General features: G+C 63.1%; 19 protein-coding genes and 1 tRNA gene. 13 read left to right on the top strand and 7 right to left on the bottom strand.

Annotated features, from left to right (window positions below; all coding sequences use genetic code 11):
• Window positions 1-88: 88 nt before the first annotated feature.
• Window positions 89-706 (bottom strand): OmpW/AlkL family protein, encoded by a 618-nt coding sequence (locus tag ACQ4WM_RS03150; RefSeq protein WP_436545256.1) that lies wholly within the window; start codon window positions 704-706, stop codon window positions 89-91.
• Between the two features lie 247 nt (window positions 707-953).
• Here ACQ4WM_RS03150 and fur point away from each other — a divergent pair, with 247 nt between their 5' ends.
• From fur to ACQ4WM_RS03175, 5 genes are all read left to right on the top strand, one after another.
• The gene (gene fur, locus ACQ4WM_RS03155; RefSeq protein WP_436545257.1) at window positions 954-1,391 is read left to right on the top strand and encodes a ferric iron uptake transcriptional regulator; all 438 of its coding nucleotides are present in this window, start codon (window positions 954-956) and stop codon (window positions 1,389-1,391) included.
• A gap of 199 nt (window positions 1,392-1,590) precedes the next feature.
• The gene (locus ACQ4WM_RS03160; protein ID WP_436545258.1) at window positions 1,591-2,805 is read left to right on the top strand and encodes a SpoIIE family protein phosphatase; all 1,215 of its coding nucleotides are present in this window, start codon (window positions 1,591-1,593) and stop codon (window positions 2,803-2,805) included.
• Between the two features lie 40 nt (window positions 2,806-2,845).
• The gene (locus ACQ4WM_RS03165) at window positions 2,846-3,403 is read left to right on the top strand and encodes a SiaB family protein kinase (RefSeq protein WP_436545259.1); all 558 of its coding nucleotides are present in this window, start codon (window positions 2,846-2,848) and stop codon (window positions 3,401-3,403) included.
• Window positions 3,404-3,425: 22 nt separating this feature from the next.
• Window positions 3,426-3,830 (top strand): DUF1987 domain-containing protein, encoded by a 405-nt coding sequence (locus tag ACQ4WM_RS03170; RefSeq protein ID WP_374694278.1) that lies wholly within the window; start codon window positions 3,426-3,428, stop codon window positions 3,828-3,830.
• A 14-nt stretch (window positions 3,831-3,844) separates the two neighbouring features.
• Window positions 3,845-4,579 carry a GGDEF domain-containing protein gene (locus ACQ4WM_RS03175; protein WP_436545260.1) on the top strand — a complete coding sequence of 245 codons (735 nt, stop codon included), beginning with the start codon at window positions 3,845-3,847 and terminating at the stop codon, window positions 4,577-4,579.
• A 2-nt stretch (window positions 4,580-4,581) separates the two neighbouring features.
• Here ACQ4WM_RS03175 and ACQ4WM_RS03180 read toward each other — a convergent pair whose 3' ends face one another.
• Window positions 4,582-5,298 carry a substrate-binding periplasmic protein gene (locus ACQ4WM_RS03180; protein ID WP_436545261.1) on the bottom strand — a complete coding sequence of 239 codons (717 nt, stop codon included), beginning with the start codon at window positions 5,296-5,298 and terminating at the stop codon, window positions 4,582-4,584.
• A 52-nt stretch (window positions 5,299-5,350) separates the two neighbouring features.
• Window positions 5,351-6,133 carry a DeoR/GlpR family DNA-binding transcription regulator gene (locus ACQ4WM_RS03185; protein ID WP_436545262.1) on the bottom strand — a complete coding sequence of 261 codons (783 nt, stop codon included), beginning with the start codon at window positions 6,131-6,133 and terminating at the stop codon, window positions 5,351-5,353.
• A gap of 267 nt (window positions 6,134-6,400) precedes the next feature.
• On the opposite strand from ACQ4WM_RS03185, the gene deoC reads away from it, so the two are divergent.
• From deoC to ACQ4WM_RS03225, 8 genes are all read left to right on the top strand, one after another.
• Window positions 6,401-7,468: a deoxyribose-phosphate aldolase gene (gene deoC / locus ACQ4WM_RS03190; protein WP_436545263.1), complete on the top strand. Its 1,068-nt coding sequence runs from the start codon at window positions 6,401-6,403 to the stop codon at window positions 7,466-7,468.
• 5 nt (window positions 7,469-7,473) lie between these two features.
• Window positions 7,474-9,873, top strand: a complete 2,400-nt coding sequence (locus ACQ4WM_RS03195) for an aldehyde dehydrogenase family protein (protein WP_436545264.1) — start codon at window positions 7,474-7,476, stop codon at window positions 9,871-9,873.
• A gap of 90 nt (window positions 9,874-9,963) precedes the next feature.
• Window positions 9,964-10,416 carry an RbsD/FucU family protein gene (locus ACQ4WM_RS03200; protein ID WP_436545265.1) on the top strand — a complete coding sequence of 151 codons (453 nt, stop codon included), beginning with the start codon at window positions 9,964-9,966 and terminating at the stop codon, window positions 10,414-10,416.
• A gap of 1 nt (window position 10,417) precedes the next feature.
• Window positions 10,418-11,356, top strand: a complete 939-nt coding sequence (gene rbsK, locus ACQ4WM_RS03205; RefSeq protein WP_436545266.1) for a ribokinase — start codon at window positions 10,418-10,420, stop codon at window positions 11,354-11,356.
• Window positions 11,357-11,392: 36 nt separating this feature from the next.
• The gene (locus ACQ4WM_RS03210; protein WP_436545267.1) at window positions 11,393-12,388 is read left to right on the top strand and encodes an ABC transporter permease; all 996 of its coding nucleotides are present in this window, start codon (window positions 11,393-11,395) and stop codon (window positions 12,386-12,388) included.
• A 75-nt stretch (window positions 12,389-12,463) separates the two neighbouring features.
• Window positions 12,464-13,474 carry a substrate-binding domain-containing protein gene (locus ACQ4WM_RS03215; protein WP_436545268.1) on the top strand — a complete coding sequence of 337 codons (1,011 nt, stop codon included), beginning with the start codon at window positions 12,464-12,466 and terminating at the stop codon, window positions 13,472-13,474.
• A gap of 109 nt (window positions 13,475-13,583) precedes the next feature.
• Window positions 13,584-15,143, top strand: coding sequence for a sugar ABC transporter ATP-binding protein (locus ACQ4WM_RS03220; RefSeq protein ID WP_436545269.1), 1,560 nt, complete (start codon window positions 13,584-13,586; stop codon window positions 15,141-15,143).
• Window positions 15,140-16,183 carry an ABC transporter permease gene (locus tag ACQ4WM_RS03225; protein ID WP_436545270.1) on the top strand — a complete coding sequence of 348 codons (1,044 nt, stop codon included), beginning with the start codon at window positions 15,140-15,142 and terminating at the stop codon, window positions 16,181-16,183. Before ACQ4WM_RS03220 ends, ACQ4WM_RS03225 begins: the two co-directional genes overlap by 4 nt.
• Before the next feature lie 154 nt (window positions 16,184-16,337).
• Here ACQ4WM_RS03225 and ACQ4WM_RS03230 read toward each other — a convergent pair.
• From ACQ4WM_RS03230 to fdhE, 4 genes are all read right to left on the bottom strand, one after another.
• Window positions 16,338-16,433, bottom strand: a tRNA-Sec gene (locus tag ACQ4WM_RS03230).
• A gap of 12 nt (window positions 16,434-16,445) precedes the next feature.
• The gene (gene selB / locus ACQ4WM_RS03235; protein ID WP_436545271.1) at window positions 16,446-18,401 is read right to left on the bottom strand and encodes a selenocysteine-specific translation elongation factor; all 1,956 of its coding nucleotides are present in this window, start codon (window positions 18,399-18,401) and stop codon (window positions 16,446-16,448) included.
• The gene (selA, locus tag ACQ4WM_RS03240) at window positions 18,398-19,807 is read right to left on the bottom strand and encodes an L-seryl-tRNA(Sec) selenium transferase (protein WP_436545272.1); all 1,410 of its coding nucleotides are present in this window, start codon (window positions 19,805-19,807) and stop codon (window positions 18,398-18,400) included. The genes selB and selA overlap by 4 nt, the downstream gene beginning before the upstream one ends.
• Window positions 19,804-20,871 (bottom strand): formate dehydrogenase accessory protein FdhE, encoded by a 1,068-nt coding sequence (fdhE, locus tag ACQ4WM_RS03245; protein ID WP_436545273.1) that lies wholly within the window; start codon window positions 20,869-20,871, stop codon window positions 19,804-19,806. Before fdhE ends, selA begins: the two co-directional genes overlap by 4 nt.
• Window positions 20,872-20,956 lie beyond the last annotated feature (85 nt).

Raw genomic sequence — 20,956 nt, forward strand, 5'->3', positions numbered from 1 at the left:
ACAAATGTAAATTGTATGCGGCGGCGAGAAAAAACGGGCAAAAAAAATCCGGCCGCAAACGGCCGGATTGTGACGATGACAGTAAAACTCAGAAACGGTAGCCGACACCAACGCCGAACAGATACGGATCAACCTTGACTTTGCTCACTTTCGCGCCGCTGATGAACACGTCGCTCTGGATCTGCACTTTCTTGACGTCGAAGTTCAGCGACCAGTTTTTGTCGAGTTTGTAGTCGACGCCGGCTTGCACAGAGTAACCCCAGCTGTCGTGCTCCAGGCGGCCAGCGCCACCGAGCAGGTTTACGTCCGATATATTGGTGTAGTTCACACCGGCGCCCACATACGGGCTGAATTGTTTCTCGGGCATGAAGTGGTATTGCAGCGACAGGGTAGGCGGCAAGTGTTTGAACGTACCGATCTTCGCGCCGTCGAGCTTGACGTCATGTTTTTGTGGGTAGGTCAGGATCAGTTCGGCTGCGATATTCGGGGTAAAGAAGTACGAGATATCGACTTCAGGGATCGTTTTGTCGCTGACATGCAGACGGTCGGATGCACCGACACCACCAACAGGAGCAGATTTATTGGCCGTATCGATTTGCACCACACGGGCACGGACCAGCCAAGGGCTTTCCTGGGCCATTGCGTTGCCGGCGAATGCGCCGATGGCGGCCAATACGATTGCTGCTTTTGCTGCGGACTTGTTCATTCTGTTTCCCTCTTTTTTGTCGTTAAGTAACGCAGCGAAGTCTAAGAGTGCGGTGCAGCAAAAACTTTGATCCACATCAAATAGTGCCGGAAGGCATAAGTTGACCCCATTTTTTCCTTGCACAGGTCAAAAAAATGATGCGCCGCAAGGTAATTTCAAACTGGTTCATGAACAGATCGTAATAGTAATGATTATCATTTGCGATATAATATGGGCTGACCTGGTGTTTATATAAGGGATGGGAGACATGGATATATTGAGGGAACTGCGTGAATCGGGGCTGAAAATCACCATACCGCGCCTGCGGATTCTGCAGCTGTTTCAAGAAGGAAATACCAAGCACCTGAGTGCAGACGATGTCTACAAACTTTTGCTGGCTGAAAAGATCGACGTGGGCCTGGCCACCATCTACCGTGTGCTGATGCAGTTTGCCGAGGCCGGCATCCTGTTCCGTCGCCATTTCGAATCGGGCCATGCCGTGTTCGAACTGAACGAAGGCCAGCACCACGACCACCTGGTGTGCACCGGCTGCGGCAAGGTCGATGAATTCGTCGACGAAGGCATCGAGTTGCGCCAGCACGAAATTGCCACCGAGCGCGGCTTCGTGCTGCATGAGCACGCCTTGTCGCTGTACGGCACCTGCGCCGACTGCACGGCAAAAAAAGTTCCTCCACGCAAGCCTTGACACCCGCCGGCCAGCACGCTGGCCCAAAAGCTTGCCATACAGCTATTTTAAATACGCGTTTGGCAAGTCGGTAATCAAGCTGTCATATTCTGCGACTACCATATCGAGATTGCCTTTTTTGCCAGCCCCCTTGCGGTACTGGCAAGGGGCGCCGATCGTTATGTAAAGGTAGCCGCCCGTGGAGTTCAACGCCTCTCGATTGCATCTTCCCCGTCATCGTTCTTCGGTTGCGGCCGACCTGTGCATCGCCACCGAGTCGGTGCAGGCTGACGCCAATAACTTCGCCGTGCTCGAACTGTTCACCGAGCGGCGCGACATGATGAGCCTGCCCGTCACGGAACAGGACCGCCCGATCGGCCTGATCAGCCGCAACATCTTCATGTCGCAGATGTCCAAGCCCTTTTATCACGAGGTGTATGGCAAGAAAAGCTGCATCGCCTTCATGGACAAGGAGCCGCTGATCGTCGATGCCGCCATGAGCATCGAAGATCTTACTTTCCGCGCCGTCGAGGCGGGCGAAAAGGCGCTGGCCGACGGCTTCATCATCACCGAAGACGGCGTACTGGCCGGCGTCGGCTTCGGCCTGCAACTGATGAACGTGGTGGCCACCTTGCAGGCCGAAAAAAACCGCCAGATCATGCACAGCATCGATTACGCCAGCGTGATCCAGCGGGCACTGCTGCGCTCGTCGTCGGCCGAACTGCGTGCGGCGCTGCCCGACGCGCACCTGGAATGGCAGCCGCGCGACGTCGTCGGCGGCGACTTTTACCTGTTTGAACGCCATGCTGGCGGCTGGTTCGCGGCGCTGGCCGACTGTACCGGCCACGGCGTGCCGGGCGCTTTCATGACCCTGATCGCCTCCTCGTCCCTGAGCCAGGCGCTGCGCGACCTCGGCCCCCATGATCCGGCCGCCCTGATCGGCGCCGTCAGCCGCGCCATCAAGACCTTGCTGGGCCAGGACCACGCCACGCCCGATGGCAGCCACGGCGCTGGTTCCAACGACGGCATGGATTGCGCCTTTTTATGCTACGACGCGGACAGGCGCCAGCTGCATTTCGCCGGCGCCAAACAGTCGCTGCACCTGGTGGCACCGGGCCAGGACGAGGTGCAATGCGTGGACGGCGCGCGCATGGGTGTCGGCTATGTCGATACGCCGGCCGGCCACGCCTGGCATAACCACGTGCTCGAGGTGGCGCCGGGCAGCCTGCTGTTCCTCACCACCGACGGCCTGCTCGACCAGATCGGCGGCGCCCGCGACATCGCCTACGGCAAGCGGCGCATGCGCGAGCAACTGCTGGCGCGCCGCGCGGCACCGGCCAGCGAGGTGGCGGCAGCCCTGCTGCACGACTTTGGCGCGTGGCAAGGCACGCAGCCGCGCCGCGACGACCTGACCTTTTTCTGTTTCCGCCTGTAGGCGAACGTTTTTCAACGCATCGACAACCAGGAGCACTGACGTGCTGTATCAAGAATTCAACGAGTTTTGGGATGTGGCGCGCAAGCGCAATATCATCTTTTTCTACACGGGCTACTTTTCGCAGCACGTTGTCAGCGCCATTTCCGAAACCATCAAGGCGCGGCTGGACACGGCCGGTGCCGCTGGCCCGACGCGCCGGCGCATCTTTTCCTCGTTTATCGAAATGTCGCAGAACGTGATGCATTATTCGTCCGACAGCCTGACGCCGAACGCCCAGCTCGACTTGCAGATGCGGCGCGGCTCGTTCTGCATCGGCACGCGCGGCGACAGCTTTTTCCTGTTGTGCGCCAATCCTGTGTCGACCGAGAACGTGGCGCAGATACGCAGCCGGCTCGAACCGCTGCACACCATGACGATGGAAGAAATCCGCCTGGCTTACAAGAAGGCACTGCGCGAGGAAGCACCGTCCGACAGCAAGGGCGCGGGCCTGGGTTTCCTGACCCTGGCGCGCGACGCCAGCGAGCCGCTGGAATTCGAATTCGCCCAGGACCCGCAGGAGCCGCACAGCACCATCTTCTGCATCAAAGCCATTATCTGAAAGAGCCGACCCAGGAAAGCATATGCAATCACCGTCCCCTTTGCCACCGTTGTTCCTCGCCGCGACACCGAGTTCGCCCGAAATCGATTTCCGCTTCGAACAGCACACCCTGTCGATCAAGGGTGAATCGTATCCTGAAAATGCGGCCGCCTTTTACGGCCCGCTGAACGCCGCCGTGCGCAACTATTGCGAGACCTGCCATGACGCGCAGATCACCGTGCATGTATCGCTGGCCTACTTCAACAGCTCCAGCACCAAGATGCTGTTCACCCTGTTCGACATCCTGAACCAGGCGGCCATCGACGGCAACCGCGTGCGCCTGAATTGGTACCACGACGAAGACGACGACACCATCCTGGAATTCGGCCAGGAGCTGCAACAGGACTTTACGGCGCTGGACTTCCACGACCACGCCGTGGGCGGCTAGCAGTGGGCGCGCAGATGTCTGCCTCCAGCCTGGAACCCGACCTGTTTACCGAGGAGGCGGCGGCGCTGGCGGCCGCGCGCCAGTTGCACGCCGACGATAACGCCAGCGGCAATGAACAGCGCCGCATGCTCGGTGAGCTGATCGTCCACTATGAACGCCTGATGCGCGAGACGCGCCGTCTGATCCGCCGCAGCGACCGCGCCGAACGCGACATGCATGTGCTCAACCGCGAACTGCAGGCGCTGGCCGGCCAGCTGGAATACCGCGCCACCCACGATCCGCTGACGGGCGCGCTCAACCGCGGCGCCGTGATCGAACAGGCGTCACTCTGCCTGGCGCAAGGCGACATGGCGCTGATCGTGCTCGACATCGACCTGTTCAAGCAAGTCAACGACGACTTCGGCCACCCCGCCGGCGATGGCGTGATCCGTGCCGTGGTCGACGCCCTGCAGGACCTGCTGGGACAGCACACGCCGATCGGCAGGGTCGGCGGCGAAGAATTCTCGGTGGTCTGGCCCACCTCCTCACCCGAGGAAGCGCAGCAGGTGGCGCAACGCATTTGTGACGCCATCGCCGCACGCCAGCAGCCGGCGCCGATCACGCGGCCGGTCACCGTCAGCGTGGGTGTCAGCTGGAACCGCGTCGGCACCGCCTTTGAACACGCCTACAGCCATGCCGACCAGGCCCTGTACCAGGCCAAGCGCGACGGGCGCAATTGCGTGCGCGTGTGGCGGGACTGCCTGCCTTAAGCTTATTTAAGCAAATCGTGGCGCGCCATGGCACCGTCGCGGCGCATGGCCGTCACGGCGCGCTGCATCGCCATATATTGCGCTTCCGGCAGTTGCTTGTTACAGGCGAGATAAGTCTGCACGCGGTTGAAGGTCAACAGCGGCACCACCATCGCGTCCCATTCCTTGCCGGCGAACGGCCGGCTGCCGACCGCCATGCCGACCGCCCACAGGTCGATGCGACCCAGCAGCAGCTTTTGCGGATTGAGCCATTCCTGTGTGACGGGCGCCACTTGCATGCCGTGCGCGCGCAAGTATTCATCGCGCGCATCACCGAGCACGGTGCCGATCACAAGGCCACGCGCATCGTCCAGGCTGCGCAAGGTAAAGTGACGGCTGGCCAGGCCATACAGCACCCATTCGGCCTCGTTCAAAGGACCGACCCAGCGAAACAGCGCTTCGCGCCCGGGCGTGCGGGCAGTGGAATAGACACAGGTGTCGGCCTCGCGCAGGGCTTGTGCATACGCGCGCTTCCAGGGCAGCAGTTCAATACTGTAGGCGATGCCGGCGCGCGCCAGCAGCTCACGCACCTTGGCCGTTTCGCGGCCAACGACGACATTGTTCTCCATCATGCTCGATGGCGGCAGGACTTCGCTGACCATGCGCAGCGTCTGCGCCACTGCCATGCCGGGCGCCATCAGCACCGCGGCCAGTATCCATGCGATAAGTCGTTGCTTCATGCTTGCCTTCCTGCCGCAGACCATGCAGATTGACGCCAAGATAGCCCTGTACTCAGGCGGCCGCAATCTCCAGCGGCCAGCCCTGGAACTGCTCGCGCAGGGCAGGCTCTGGCTCGCCACCGACGACGATGGTCGAAAACACGTCGAGCGGACTGAAAAACGCCGTACGCACACGCCCCAGTTTGCTTTCGTCCACCACCAGTATGCGCTCGCTGGCGCTGCGGATGGCGGCTTGCTTGACAGCCACTTCGTGAAAATGGGAACAACTGACGCCACGCACCGGATCGGCGCCACCGGCAGAGATAAAGGCCTTGTTGACGCCCAGGCGACCCAGGTATTGCACCGCTTCTTCCGAATAAAAGGTTTCCGACGAGGCCTGGAACAGGCCACCGAGCAAAATCAGCTGCGTGTTCTTGCGCTTGCTGAGGATATTGGCAATGTTCATGGAGTAACAAACCACGGTCAAGGCTATGTCGTCGGGCAAGACCGAGGCAAACTGCATCATGGTGGTGCCGCAGTCGATAAACAGCATGTCGCCGTCCTTGACCAGGCTGGCGGCACGCTGGCAGGCCAGGCGTTTTCGCACCGTATGCTGGTCGAGCTCTTCGGCCAGCACATATTTTTCTGCGGCAATTGGAAATGTGGCTTCCAGAACATAACCACCGAGACAGGACAGCGTGCTGTCGCCGCCGGCCAGGTCGCGGCGTATCGTCATCTCCGTCACGCCGAGCAATTCGGCAACACGGCTCAATAGTGCAGGGCCCGAGCTTTTGACAAGGGCCTGCATCCGTTCCAGCCGCAGTTGGCGCGCCTTGGCGCCCGCAGTTTGTCGCATGGTAATACTTTCGCTCTTGATAACGTGTAAGTGAGGATTGTAGCAGCAACTAATCTCGATGTTATTAGAAAAAAGTGGTTGCGCAACTAAATGTTATTGACGTAACATAAAACTGTTGCGCAAATGTTGTATGTTTTCATGCATGACATTGCCACCCCACAGCAGCAGCAATAACGCGCTCAGTGCGTTGACGGAGATTCAAGCTATGCCTATCGCCCACCATCAACCGGACCGGCCTGTGCACCACTGCGCGGCGTCGCCACAACCATGACAACTACTTCCAAATCACCGCGCGTCGTCCCGGCAGCGCCCGTCCGCACCGAAGCGGCCAAAGCCGCGCCTGCAGCTGCAGCTGTTCCTGTGATCGTGCCGGCCAGTGCCCATGGCCATGCGCGCAATCCCGGCGTGCCGTATGACAGCAGCTGGTTCGACGATATCCGCGTCAACCTGTCGGCCGCGGAACGCCGCATCGCCACCCTGCCGGGCCGCCGCTCCGTCAAGAAGGACGCGCAAGCGGGCTGGCTGCTGAAAGCCATCAGTTGCATCGACCTGACCACGCTGTCGGGCGACGACACCACCGAGCGCGTCAAGCGCCTGTGCGCCAAGGCCATTACGCCGGTGCGCCAGGACCTGCTCGACGCGCTGGGCTTTGGCGACCGCCAGCTGCATACGGGCGCCATCTGCGTGTATCACCGCTATGTGGCGACCGCCGTCGAAGCGCTGGATGGCAGCGGCATTCCGGTAGCCGCCGTGTCGACAGGTTTCCCGGCCGGCCTGATTCCGCATGACCTGAAACTGAAGGAAATCGAAGCATCGGTGCGCGATGGCGCGTCCGAGATCGATATCGTCATCACTCGCGAACATGTATTGACCGGTAACTGGAAAGCGCTGTACGCCGAGATGCAGGACTTCCGCGCCGCTTGCGGCGACGCCCATGTGAAAGCCATCCTGGCCACGGGCGAACTGAAAACCATGCGCAATGTGGCCAAGGCCTCGATGATCTGCATGATGGCCGGCGCCGATTTCATCAAGACCTCGACCGGCAAGGAAAGCACCAACGCCACCCCGCTGGTGACCCTGATCATGCTGCGCATGATCCGCGACTACCAGCAACGCACCGGCTACAAGGTCGGCTACAAGCCGGCCGGCGGCGTCTCGGCAGCCAAGGACATTCTCAACTACCAGATCCTGATGAAGGAAGAACTGGGACGCGAGTGGCTTGAACCGGACCTGTTCCGCATCGGCGCCTCGTCCCTGCTGGCCGACATCGAACGCCAGCTCGAACACCACGTTACCGGCCGTTACTCGGCTTTCCACCGCCACGCGATCGGATAATTCATATGAGCGTTTCACATTACTTCGACACCATGGACTACGGCCCTGCCCCTGAAAGCGACACCGACGCGCGCGCCTGGCTGGCGCGCCACAGCGACGGCTTCGGCCATTTCATCAACGGTGCGTTCACGCCGGCCACGGCTGGCTCCCTGTTCGACACCAATGAACCGGCCACCGGCAAGCCGCTGGCACGCATCACGCAAGGCACGCAGGCTGACGTCGACGCGGCAGTTGCCGCCGCCCGCGCCGCGCAGGAAAACTGGCACGCCATCGGCGGCCATGCCCGCGCCCGCCACCTGTACTCGCTGGCGCGCATGGTGCAGCGCCACGCCCGCCTGTTTGCCGTCGTCGAAGCCCTCGACAATGGCAAGCCTATCCGCGAAACGCGCGATATCGACGTGCCGCTGGTGGCGCGCCACTTCTATCACCATGCCGGCTGGGCGCAACTGCAGGAACGCGAATTTGCCGACCAGGTGCCAGTGGGCGTCATCGGCCAGATCGTGCCGTGGAATTTCCCGCTGCTGATGCTGGCGTGGAAAATCGCCCCGGCCCTGGCGCTGGGCAATACCGTGGTGCTCAAACCGGCCGAATTCACGCCTCTGTCGGCCCTGCTGTTTGCCGAACTGGCCGCGCAAGCGGGCCTGCCCGCCGGCGTGCTGAACGTGGTCACCGGCGACGGTGCTACCGGTGCCGCCATCGTGGCCCACCCGGACGTGAACAAGATCGCGTTTACCGGTTCGACCGACGTTGGCCGTTTGATACGCGAAAAAACCGCCGGCAGCGGCAAGTCGCTCACACTGGAACTGGGCGGCAAGTCGCCCTTCATCGTGTTTGACGACGCCGATATCGACGCCGCCATCGAAGGCGTGGTCGACGCCATCTGGTTCAACCAGGGACAGGTTTGCTGCGCCGGCGCGCGCCTGCTGGTACAGGAAGGCATTGCGCAGGACTTCTATGCACGCCTGAAACGCCGCATGGGCAATCTTCGTGCCGGCACACCGCTCGATAAAACCATCGATATCGGTTCGCTGATCGCGCCGTCGCAGCACGAGCGCGTGCGCAAGCTGGTTGAAATCGGCGTCAAGGAAGGCGCTACCTGCTACCAGCCTGATATTTCCATGCCGGTCGGCGGCAGCTTTTTCCCGCCTACCCTGCTGACCAATGTCCATCCGGCCAGCACCGTGGCCAGCGAAGAGATCTTCGGGCCGGTGCTGGTGGCGATGACATTCCGCACCCACGATGAAGCGCTGGCGATCGCCAACAACTCGCGCTACGGTCTGGCCGCCAGCGTATGGAGCGAAACCATCGGCCTGGCGCTGGCCGTGGCCCCTGCGCTGAAGGCAGGCGTGGTGTGGATCAATTCGACCAATCTGTTTGACGCCGGCGTCGGTTTCGGCGGCGTGCGCGAATCGGGCTTTGGCCGCGAAGGTGGCCGCGAAGGCTGCTACGAATACATGAAACCGCGTGCCTGGGCCAAGCGCGTGGCGCGCAAGGCGGCTGATGCCGGCAAGACAGCCGCGGCCATCGTCGACAGCGTGGCAGCCAGTGCTTCCCTGCCAATGGTCGACCGCACCGCCAAGCTGTACGTCGGTGGCAAGCAGGCCCGTTCCGACGGCGAGCAGTCGCTGGGCGTGTTCGGCGCCAACGGCAAGCTGGCTGGCGAAGTCGGCCTGGGCAACCGCAAGGATATCCGCAATGCCGTCGCTGCCGCCCATGCCGCTGCCTCCTGGTCGGCCACCACCCCGCACCGCCGCGCGCAGGCCCTGTACTACCTGGCAGAAAACCTGTCGGCACGCGCCGAAGGATTTGCTGCACGCCTGGTCGAACTGACCGGTGTCACTCTGGATGCGGCCAGCAAGGAAGTCGCGCAATCGATCAGCCGTCTGTTCGCGTATGGCGCCTGGGCCGACAAATACGAAGGCGCGGTGCATGTGCCGCCGATGCGCGGCGTTGCCCTGGCCATGGTCGAACCGATCGGCGTGGTCGGCGTGGTCTGCCCGGACGAGTCGCCATTGCTGGCCTTTGTCAGCCTGGTCGCGCCGTTGCTGGCAATGGGCAACCGCGTGGTGGTCGTGCCGGGTTCGCGCCATGCGCTGATCGCCACCGATTTCTACCAGGTGCTGGAAACCTCGGACCTGCCGGGCGGCGTAATCAATATCGTCACCGGCGCGCCAGCGACCCTGTTGCCGACCCTGGCCGAGCACGACGATGTCGACGCTGTCTGGACGTTTGGCGACGCGGCCCTGTCGGCCACCACCGAGCGCCTGTCGACGGGCAACCTGAAACGCACCCTGGTTGACTACGGCCTGGCGACCGACTGGAACGATGACCTGGCCGCCGAAGGCCCGGTCTGGCTGCGCCACGCCACGCAGATCAAGAACGTGTGGGTGCCCTACGGAGAGTAATCACTGAACATGCAGTGCCGGACTAGCCGACAGAGAGCGGCAGTCCTGGCTCACCAAGCTGCACCATTTTCATCACAATCTGGAGACAATATGTTAAAGAATATCGACCCGCTGTTGAATGCGGACGTGCTGCAAGCCTTGCGCGCCATGGGCCACGGCGATGAACTGATCCTGTGCGACGCCAATTTCCCTGCCGATTCGGTAGCCCGCCAGACCATACTGGGCAAGGTGCTGCGCATCGACGGCGTCGGCACCAAAGAAGCCGCACGCGCCATCCTGTCCGTCATGGCGCTTGACACCGCCGTCGAGGTAGCCGCCCACCGCATGGAAGTGGTCGGCGAACCCGACAACGTGCTGCCGGTGCAGCAGGAAGTGCAGCTTGAAATCAACCACGCCGAAGGCCGCGAGCGCATCATGGGCTCGATCGAGCGCTTTGCGTTTTATGACGTGGCGCGCAAAGCCTACTGCGTGATCGCCACCGGCGAGCGCCGCTTCTACGGCTGCTTCGTCTTCAAAAAGGGCGTGATTGCCCCGGAGGCGTGACATGAGCAACGTTCATGACAAGCGCGGCGTCGCGATCCTCGGCATCTATGTGGCCGACCTGGCCTTCCGTGCCGCCCATATGCCCGACGTTGGCCAGACCATTGCCGGCTCCGGCTTTGCCATGGGCCCCGGCGGCAAGGGTTCCAATCAGGCCGTGGCGGCAGCGCGCGCCGGCGCCGACGTTACCTTTATCAGCACCCTGGGTCGCGATTCGTTCGGCGACAATGCGCTGGCCCTGTGGCGCGGCGACGGCATCACGCCGCGCGTGAAACAGGTCGACACGCACCCGACCGGCGCCGCCTTTATCTACCTGAACGAGAAAAACGGCGACAACGCCATTATTGTCGTCTCCGGCGCGGCCAGCCTGATCGGCGTGGCCGACGTGGAAGCCGCTGCCGACACCATCGAACAGGCCTGCGTATTCGTCACCCAACTTGAGCAGCCGGCCGACGCCGCCCTGCGCGGCCTGCAGCTGGCCCGCGCAGCCGGCACCATTACCGTCTTCAATCCCGCCCCAGCGCTGCCGTTTGACGACGCCGTCTACCCGCTGTGCGACTTCATCACCCCCAACGAACACGAAGCGGCGATCCTGACCGGCCTGCCCGTCACCAACCTGGAAGAAGCGCGCGCCGCCGGCGACACCTTCCTGGCGCGTGGCGTGGGCTGCGCCCTGATCACGCTCGGTTCGCAAGGCGCCCTGTTGCACAGCGCCACCGAATCGGTACTGATCGCGCCGTTCAATGCCGGCTCCGTGCTGGAAACGACCGGTGCCGGCGACGCCTTCAATGGCGGTTTTGCAGCAGCGCTGGCCGAAGGCGCCACGCCACGCGAAGCTGCCCGTTTCGCCGCCGCACTGGCTGCCATTTCGGTCACGCGGGCCGGTACGGCGCCGTCGATGCCGCAGCGCGCCGAAGTCGATGCCCTGCTGGCGAAGGTTTGAGTTTTTCACGTTGTCTGAACACCTTTTGGAGTCGCCATGAAGCGCCAGTTTTCCGACCCACAGCTGAATTTTTTGGTGGGCATTAACGTCCTGATCCTGCTTGCCGCGACCGTGCTGTCGCATGGCGACTTCCTCGACGTCTACAACTTCCAGTCGATGGCCAGCCAGTTGCCTGAACTGGCCTTGCTGGCTATCGGCGTCTCGCTGGCCATGATCGCCGGTAACGGCGGCATCGATCTGTCCGTCCTAGGCATGGCCAATCTGGCCGGCGTGGTAGCTGCCACCGTGGTGCCGCTCCTGGTCGATGCGGACGCCACGCCGTGGGGCTATACGGGCATGTTCATCGTGGTGGCGCTGGCGACTGGCTTGCTCGGTGGCTTGCTCAACGGCTGGCTGATTGCCGGCGTGGGCCTGACACCCATCCTCTGCACCCTGGGCACGCAACTGATCTTCACCGGCGCCGCCGTTGTGCTCAGCAAAGGCTCGAGCGTGCGCCTGGCCAGCGCCGAGCCGATGTCAATGATCGGCAATGAAAACCTGTTTGGCGTGCCTATCCCGTTCCTGATTTTTATGGTGGTGCTGCTGGCCATCGGCTGGCTGCTGCGCTACAGCCCCTTCGGCATACGTTTGTTCCTGCTGGGGACCAATGCCAAGGCCGCGCGCTACGCCGGCATTCCCGGCACGCGCATGCTGATCATCACCTACGCCTTGAGCGGCGTGCTGGCCGGCCTGGCCGGTGTAATCATCGCCGCCCGCACCGCCAGCGTCAAAGCCGACTACGGCAGCTCCTACTTGCTGATCGCCATCCTGGTGGCGGTGATGGCCGGCGTGCGTCCGCAAGGCGGCTATGGCCGCATGGTGTGCCTGTTCTTCTCGGCCACCGCCTTGCAGCTGCTGTCGAGCACCTTCAACCTGCTCGATATTTCGAATTTTTTCCGCGATTGCGCGTGGGGCCTGCTGCTGCTGTGCTTCCTGGCTTCGGCCCGCATCAATTTCAGTGATTACCGTCTTTTTACACCGCGCAAGGGTTAATCGTAACTTCTTGTGCAACGCTGACCCAGTCCCCTCCTGGTTCAGCGACTAAATAACGAGGGTTTGGAGACAAACATGCTTACGAAAACAAAATGCGCCGCCGCCATCATCGCCTTGGGTACCCTGTCAGTTGCCGGCGTGCTGCACGCACAGAATAAAAAGCCGGTCGATATCGTCACGGTCGTGAAAATCACCGGCCTTAGCTGGTTCAACCGCATGGAAGTGGGCGTCAAGGAATTCGGCGCCGCCAACGTGGGCGTGGTCAATACACGCCAGATCGGCCCGGCCCAGTCCGACGCGGCCCAGCAGCAACGCCTGGTGGAAGACCTGGTGGCCAAGAAGGTCGATGCCATCGCCGTCGTCTCGATGGACCCGCTGACGCTGGAACCGGTACTCAAGCGCGCGCTGGACCGTGGCATCAAGGTCGTCACGCACGAGGCAGACAACCAGAAGAACACCCTGGTCGACATCGAAGCCTTCGACAACACCGCCTACGGCGCGCGCCTGAACGAACGCCTGGCCGAGTGCATGGGCAAGAGCGGCAAATGGTCGTCCCTGCTGGGCTCACTGGGCAGCCAGTCGCAAGTGCAGTGGGCCGACGGCGGCGCCAACAATGCCAAGAAATATCCGAAGATGACCTTGGTCGACGCCAAGAACGAAACCGCCAACGACGCTGAAAAAGCCTACGGCAAGGCCAAGGAAATCCTGCGCAAGCACCCGGACATCAAAGGCTTCCAGGGTTCATCCTCGCTCGACGTGCTGGGCATCGGCCGTGCCATCGAAGAAGCTGGCCTGACCGGCAAGATCTGCGTCTACGGCACCGGCCTGCCAAGCGAAGCGGCGAAGTTCCTGGAATCGGGCGCGGTTGGCGGCATCGCCTTCTGGGATCCGAAAGACGCCGGCATCATGATGAACAAGGCGGCGCTAATGCTGGTGCAGGGTAAAACGATTACCAACGGCATGGACATGGGCGTACCGGGCTATAACGCGGTCACCGTGAAAAAAGGTCCTGGCGTGGGTATTATCGTCACCGGCAAGGCGTGGGTTGAAGTCGATAAGTCCAACTACAAGAAGTATGCATTCTAATACGGCGTCCTGACCATCGGCCTGGCACCCTGCGTGCCAGGCCGACGCTGGCAACGCCTATCGCACGCCGGCCGCGTGCGACATCGTCTATCGCAGAAAGAATCGATTCATGACCAGTAACACACCGAATCCCAAGGTATTCCTGCAGCTTGAAGGCATCCACAAACGCTATGCCGGCGTGCATGCGCTGCGCGGCGTTGATCTGACCATCGAAGCTGGCGAAATTTATCACTTGCTGGGCGAAAACGGCTGCGGTAAGAGCACCCTGATCAAGATTATCTCCGGCGCCCATCCTCCCAGCGAGGGGCGCATCACCATCAATGGCCAGCCGCATGCCGCGCTGACGCCGCTGCAGTCACTGGCGCTCGGCATCGAAACGGTGTACCAGGATCTGTCGCTGCTGCCGAACATGAGCGTGGCCGAAAACGTGGCCCTGAGCGAGCAGCTGGTGGCCGGCAATGGCCGCCTGGCACGCCTCTTCGACCGCCGCGCCGTCAACGCCACCGCCGCACGAGCGCTGGCCGCCGTCGGCCTGCCGTCCGATCCCCATTTCCTGTCCACCCGCGCCGATGAACTGCCGATTGCCACGCGCCAGCTGCTGGCAATCGCCCGCGCGGTGGCCACCAGCGCGAAGATGGTGATCATGGATGAACCGACCACGTCGCTCACGCAAAAGGAAGTCGACAACCTGGTGTCCGTCATCGAAGGCTTGCGCGTGCAAGGCGTGGCGGTGCTGTTCGTCAGCCACAAGCTCGACGAGTGCTACACCATCGGCGGCCAGGCCATCGTGTTTCGCGACGGCGCCAAGGTGGTACAAGGGCCGATCGCCAACTTTACCAAGGCCGAACTGACGCACGCGATGACGGGCAAGCAGCTCGATGGTGGCCGCTACCGCAGCCCCCGCTTGCACGGTGACGGCAGCGGCGACGGCACACTGCTGCGCGTACAGGGCCTGGGCCGGCGCGGCTATTTTTCCGGCGTCGACCTGACCTTGCACAAGGGCGAAATCCTCGGCATCACGGGCTTGCTCGATTCCGGCCGCAATGAACTGGCGCTGGCCCTGGCCGGCGTGCACGGCGCCGACAGCGGCGCGATTTTCCTCGATGGCGCGCAGATCACCTTGCGCAATCCCGGTGACGCGATTGCCCAGCGCATCGGCTATGTGCCGGAAGACCGCCTCAGCGAAGGCCTGTTCCTCGATAAATCGATCCGCGAAAACATTATCACCACGGTGTTGAATACCTTGCGCAGCCGCTTCGGCGCGCTCGATACCAAACGCGCCCAGGCGCTGGCCGAAGCGACCGTCAAGGATCTGCAGATCGCCACGCCCGACGTCGACCGCCCGGTGCAGTCGCTATCGGGCGGCAACCAGCAGCGTGTGCTGATCGGCCGCTGGCTGGCGATCCACCCGCGCGTGCTGATACTGCACGGCCCCACGGTGGGCGTCGATGTCGGTTCCAAGGACATTATCTACCGCATCATCCAGCGCCTGGCCGAAGATGGCCTGGCGGTGATACTGGTCAGCGACGACCTGCCCGAACTGCTGCAGAACTGCGACCGCATCCTGATGATGCGCAAGGGCCAGATCGCCAATACCTTCAACGCCGAAGGCCTGGCCGAAGAAACCCTGTACCACGCCCTTATCTCCGACAGCAAGGTGGCTGCATGAATACGACTACCCTGAAAAACAGCAGCGTGACCCTGACAGCGTCCGATCTGGGCGCGCCGAAAATCACGCTGCGCCAGCGCCTGGCACGCCATCCGCAGCTGTTCACGCTGGCCCTGATCATCGCCGTCTGCCTGGTGGTGGGCACGATCAATCCCGAGTTCTTCCAGCTGGCGATGGTGTTCGACATCGTGCGCGCCTCTACCGTGCTGGGCCTGTTCGCGCTGGGCGTGATGATCGTGCTGGCCGCCGGCGGCATCGATGTCTCGTTCGCGGCCATCGCGGCGCTGACCATGTACGGCATCACCAAGCTGGTGATGACGCAGTTCCCTGAAACGAGCATGGTGGTGATTTTGGTCGCTGGCGCCGTCGGCGGCACCTTGCTGGGCGTGCTCAATGGCCTGCTGGTCGACTGGCTGAAAGCCCCTTCCCTGATCGTCACGATCGGCACGCAGTATCTGTACCGCGGCATTTTGCTGACCTTTGTCGGCACCGTGTTCTTCATGAACGTGCCGCATGCGATGGACGCCTTCGGCAAGCTGGCCGTCTGGCGCCACGACACGGTCACCGGCGTGCACGCAGTGCTGCCGGCCACCGTGCTGGTGCTGGTCGCCGCTGCAGGTCTCACCTGGTGGCTGCTGAACCGCACCCTGATGGGCCGCGCCGTGTACGCCATCGGCGGCAGCCTGCCGATCGCCGAACGCCTGGGATACAAGCTGCGCACGGTGCACATCTTCGTGTTTGGCTACGCAGGCTTCCTGGCCGGCCTGGCCGGCATCGTGCATGTGTCCAGCACACGCCTGGCCAACCCGTTCGACCTGGTTGGCATGGAACTGGACGTGATCGCCGCCGTGATCCTGGGGGGCGCGCGCATCACCGGTGGCAGCGGCAGCGTCAGCGGCACCCTGCTGGGCGTGCTGCTGGTCACCCTGATCAACAATGTGCTGATTTTGGCCGGCGTGCCGAGTACGTGGCAGAAGGTGATAGTCGGGACGTTTATTGTGCTAGCGGGGGCGGTGTTTGCCAGCAAGCGGTCGTCTTGAAGTTGACGGCACACGGCAGGTCGGGTTAGCGGGGCCGCCGAGGCGCAAAGCGCGTAACCCGACAACATTGTTGACACCGGCGGTGGTGTCGGATTACGCGGCTTCGCCGCTAATCCGACCTACGCGATCCGCGATGAATCAATATTAAAGAAAGTGGCGGAAAACAGTAGGAGTCGAACCTACGGGAGAACGTCTGACGCCCTCCACCGGGTTTGAAGCCCGGCCACATCACCGGATGAGTGTGCTTTCCGCGGTGCAGGAACTAGCTGTTGGCGGTGGCGGGTGTGAATGACCACTGCGCGTTCGGGCGTAAAAGATGCCCATTGCCAACACGGCGAGTATAACCGACCCGGTCGAAATACTCCAGAATCTGGATCGCCCGTTTGCGGCCCAGGCCGCTCGCGTCGCGGAAGGTGGCGGCACCCACGGCGCCTGAGCCCTGCGGCAAGACAGCTTCTGCTTCCGCTTTTTCGGCCAGCTTGCGCACCAGCAGCGCCAGCTCGGCCAGCGCGGCCGGGTGGTAGAACAGGTCGTGCACCACCTGGTTGATCTGGCCGGCCTTGGCCAGTTTGCGCAGCAGGCGGCGGGTTTCCTCTTCGCCGACACCGAATGCACGCGACAGGTCGCGGGTCCATGGCGGCTCGAAACGGCCCTGTTCCAGCGCTGCCAGCATCGGTTCGGCCACCGATTGTTCTTCCGGTGTCAGCTCCACGCTATGGCCGGGCAGGTGCAGGCTGGCGCCACGCGCCATGACCGCACCGCAGGCCAGCAAACCATCGACCAGAAAACTCCACAGCGCGTCTTCCATCTCGGCGTCGACGATGCGTTTCAAACGCCACAATTCCGGCCCCGCTTCGTCGGGGGCGCGCGCATGAAACAGCGCCAGCGCTGCCAGCACGCGCTGTTCAAGCGCCACCAGCACCGCTGGCGCCAGCAGCAAGGCGTCGCCGCCGCGCAGGGCGATGCGGCGCGTGTCGTCCGGCAGGGAGATCACGGCGGCCGGCAACAAGGAGAGCCGCACCAGCAAGGATATCCGCAAGCCCAGCGGACTTTGCGCCAGCAGCGCCGCATAATCGCCGTGCGCGACAAAGCTGGCCAGGGCGTCGAGCCAGGCTAGGCGGGCCGGGCTGCGCCGCTTGCGCGCGGGGCCGAACGGGTCGAGCACCATGCCACCGCCCACCGTCTGCGTCGCTTGCGCATTGCGCACCACAAAACGGTCGCCCGGCACCGCATGCATGGGGGCGTCGAACACCAGTTGCACGCGGGCGCTCTCGCCCGGCGACAAGCTATCGCCATCGATGACCACGGCGCGCGCCAGCTGGTGCGCCGCGCCCAGGTGCACATGCAATGGCGACCAGGCTTTCAGCTGCAGGCCGCTGTCGGGCAGCAGGGTCAGTTCGACGTCGATGCGCTCGGAACACTGGGCCAGTTCGGGAGCGACGATCCAGTTGCCGCGCTCGATGGCGTCGCGGCCGATGCCCGCCAGGTTCAGTGCCAGACGCTGGCCCGCCATGCCGGTATCGGCTGCGCGGTTCTGCGCATGGATGCTGCGCACGCGCGTCTCGATGCCGCCTGGCGCCAGTTGCAGGCTGTCGCCGACTTTCGCCATGCCCGCCAGCGCCGTGCCGGTGACGATGGTGCCCTGCCCTGACAAGGTAAATATGCGGTCCACGCCCAGGCGGAACAAGCGCCGCTCATCACGCTGCGGCAGGCTGCGCGAGACCTGCGTCAGGTGCGCCAGCAAGGCCGCCACGCCAGGATCGTTGTCAACGCTGGCATTGGTCGTGAAGACGGGACTGCCGGCCAGTGGCGTAGCGGCCAGCAGCGCTGCGATCTCAAGTTCCACCTGCGCGACCTGCGCTGTATCTGCGCGGTCGATCTTGGTCAGGGCCACGGCGCCGCGCGCCACTCCCAGCAGCTGCAAAATCGCCAGATGCTCGCGCGTCTGCGGCATCACGCCATCGTCGGCCGCCACCACCAGCAAGGCGAAATCGATGCCGGTCACACCCGAGGCCATGGTGCGGATAAATTTTTCGTGGCCGGGCACGTCGATCACGCCCAGCACCGTGCCATCTGCCAGCGGCAGATAGGCGTAGCCCAGTTCAATTGAAATGCCGCGTGCCTGCTCTTCCTTCAGACGGTCGGTATGCACGCCCGTCAGTGCGCGCGTCAATGTGGTCTTGCCATGGTCGATATGGCCTGCGGTGCCGACGATCATGCGTTCAGTTCTTCCAGTTGTGCGATAAAAGCCGGCTGATGCTGCGCTTCCAGGCAGCGCAGGTCCAGCCATAAGGTGTCTTGTGCGATGCGCCCGATAACGGGGCAAGGCAAGCCGCGCAGGCGCTGCTCCAGCGTGCCCAGCGGATTGCTCAGGCGCGAACCGGCTGCGCTGCGGACGCCCAAGCCAAAGCTGGGCAACTGGTCAACCGGCAAGGCGCCGCTGCCGATCTGGCTTTTCATCGCTTCTGCAACAACCACGTAGGCAGGACCCAGCACTGCTTGCAACTGCGGCAGCAGGGTTTCCGCCTGTGCGCGCATGGCCGATGCGGGCCGCGTCAGCAGGCGCAAGGTGGTCAGCCGTTCTGTCAGCAGGTCCGGCGCGCGGTACAGCTGCAGCACCGGCGCCAGGGCAGCCAGGGTCAGTTTGCCGACCCTCAGCGCGCGTTTCAATGGATTGCGCTTGATTTTGGCAATCAGGTCGGCGCGGCCGACGATCACACCGCATTGCGGGCCACCAAGCAATTTGTCGCCGCTGAAAGTCACCAGGTCGGCCCCGGCTGCGATGGTTTCGCGTACCGTGGTTTCATGCGGCAAGCCATATTGCGCCAGGTCGACCAGCGTGCCGCTGCCCAGGTCGACGGCGGTCGGCAGATTATGTTTTTGCGCCAGCGGCACCAGTTCATCGAGTTCCACGCTTTTGGTAAAACCGGTAATTGCGTAATTGCTGCAATGGACCTTCATCAACAGCGCTGTATCTTCATTGACGCCGTTGGCGTAGTCGTGCGCGTGGGTACGGTTGGTGCTGCCCACTTCACGCAGCACGGCGCCGGCGCGCGTCATCACGTCGGGAATACGGAAGGCGCCGCCGATTTCCACCAGCTCGCCACGCGAGACGATCACCTCTTTTCCCTGCGCCAGGGTATTTAACATCAGCAGCACGGCGGCCGCGTTGTTGTTGACGATGGTGGCCGCTTCGGCGCCCGTCAGTTCGCGCAGCAGTTCCTCGACCAGGTCGTCGCGGTCGCCGCGCTTGCCGGTATCGAGATCAAACTCCAGGTTCATCGGCCACTGCAGCGCTTCCACCACGGCCTGCACCGCACTATCGGGCAGCAATGCGCGGCCCAGGTTGGTATGCAGCACGGTGCCGGTCAGGTTGAACACGGCGCGCAGCTGCGAGCGTGATTGCGCTTGCAGCCGTTCGGCCATTTGCGCGGCGATGGCGGCGATTGAAGCGCCCTCCTCACAAACTGCGCCGGCCAGCATGGCCGTGCGCAGTTCGGCCAGCACGGTGCGCGCACAGGCCAGGGTCTGCACGCGGCCGTATTGCGCGATCAATTCCAGGCAAGCCGCGTCGCCCAGGATGCGGTCTACCGACGGCAGGCGCACGGTTTGCCTGGTGGTCATGCGCTCTGGCCCTCGCCACTGTCACTCTTGCCCAGCCACAGCAGAGGATTGCCGCTGGCGCGCTGGTAGCCCGCTTCGCCGACCAGCAGATCAAGCATCAGGCTGGCCAGGTCGTCGGCCAGCGGTTCGACGTTGTAATCGTGCTCCTGGTTGAAGACCTTGCGGTAGGTATGGCAGTCGTCGCAGGTTTCCGCGCGCGCCACTTTTTTCGGGTCGTTGGCCTTGTTGGCCAGCTTGTCGTCCTTGGCAGCGACGGGGTCGAACGGCGCCGCATCGCTGGCGTCCAGTCCTTGGTAGGCGATCTTGCCGTTCTGTTCGCAGGTCGAGCATTTGACGCGCACCATATGCCATTCGCTTTCGCAGATGCCGCAGTGCAGATAGCGGTAACCCTGCGAGCCACCGCCGATGCGTATCACGCTGGCAACCGGGTGCGAACCGCAGACCGGGCACAGCGCGCCTGTCTCCAGGTCGGGTACGCGTGCGGCGCGCAGCTGGCTGGCCGCGCTGGACCACAGGATCTGCAGCGCGGCGGCAACAAACGGCGCGTGCATCGGGTTCAGGTGGTCGCCGTTCTCATCGAGCACGGCATCGGCGCAGGTATCGAGCGCCGCGTCGTCGAGCGCGCGCAGCTGCGCCAGCACTTGCGTGAGGCCAACGGACAGCGCAGGCTGGGCTGCGGCAGTGGCGGCCAGTTCGCCCAGCAAGTCACGGAAGATGTCGCGCCAGACCGGCGGACGCGCGCCGCTGACAGGCAGCACCGGCATGCGGTGCTGGACCGCGCGGCGCAGCGCATCGGCGTCGGCCACCGGCACGGCGTCGGGTGCCAGTTCCGACACCACCGCCGCCTGCGCATCGGCCAGCGCGGCCATCAGCACCAGATAACCCTGCATGCCGGCGTCGACCGGAATGCCCTTGATATTGCCCTGTGCCAGTTCGCGCAAGCGCTGCGCCCGTGCCGTAAACAGACTGTTTGGCTGCGGCAGCAGCAGGCGCGGAATCGCGTTGTGGTCCAGGCCTTCGATTTCGCCTGGCTGGAGTATGCGTTGTACCAATGGAGTTCCCATCAAAAAACGGTGCTTAAAAAGTATTCTAGTCGATATGACGTACCGCAAGCCACAAAGGAAAACCGGGGTCAGACCCGACGGGTCT

Source organism: Janthinobacterium longum (assembly GCF_051380735.1).
GTDB lineage: Bacteria > Pseudomonadota > Gammaproteobacteria > Burkholderiales > Burkholderiaceae_D > Janthinobacterium.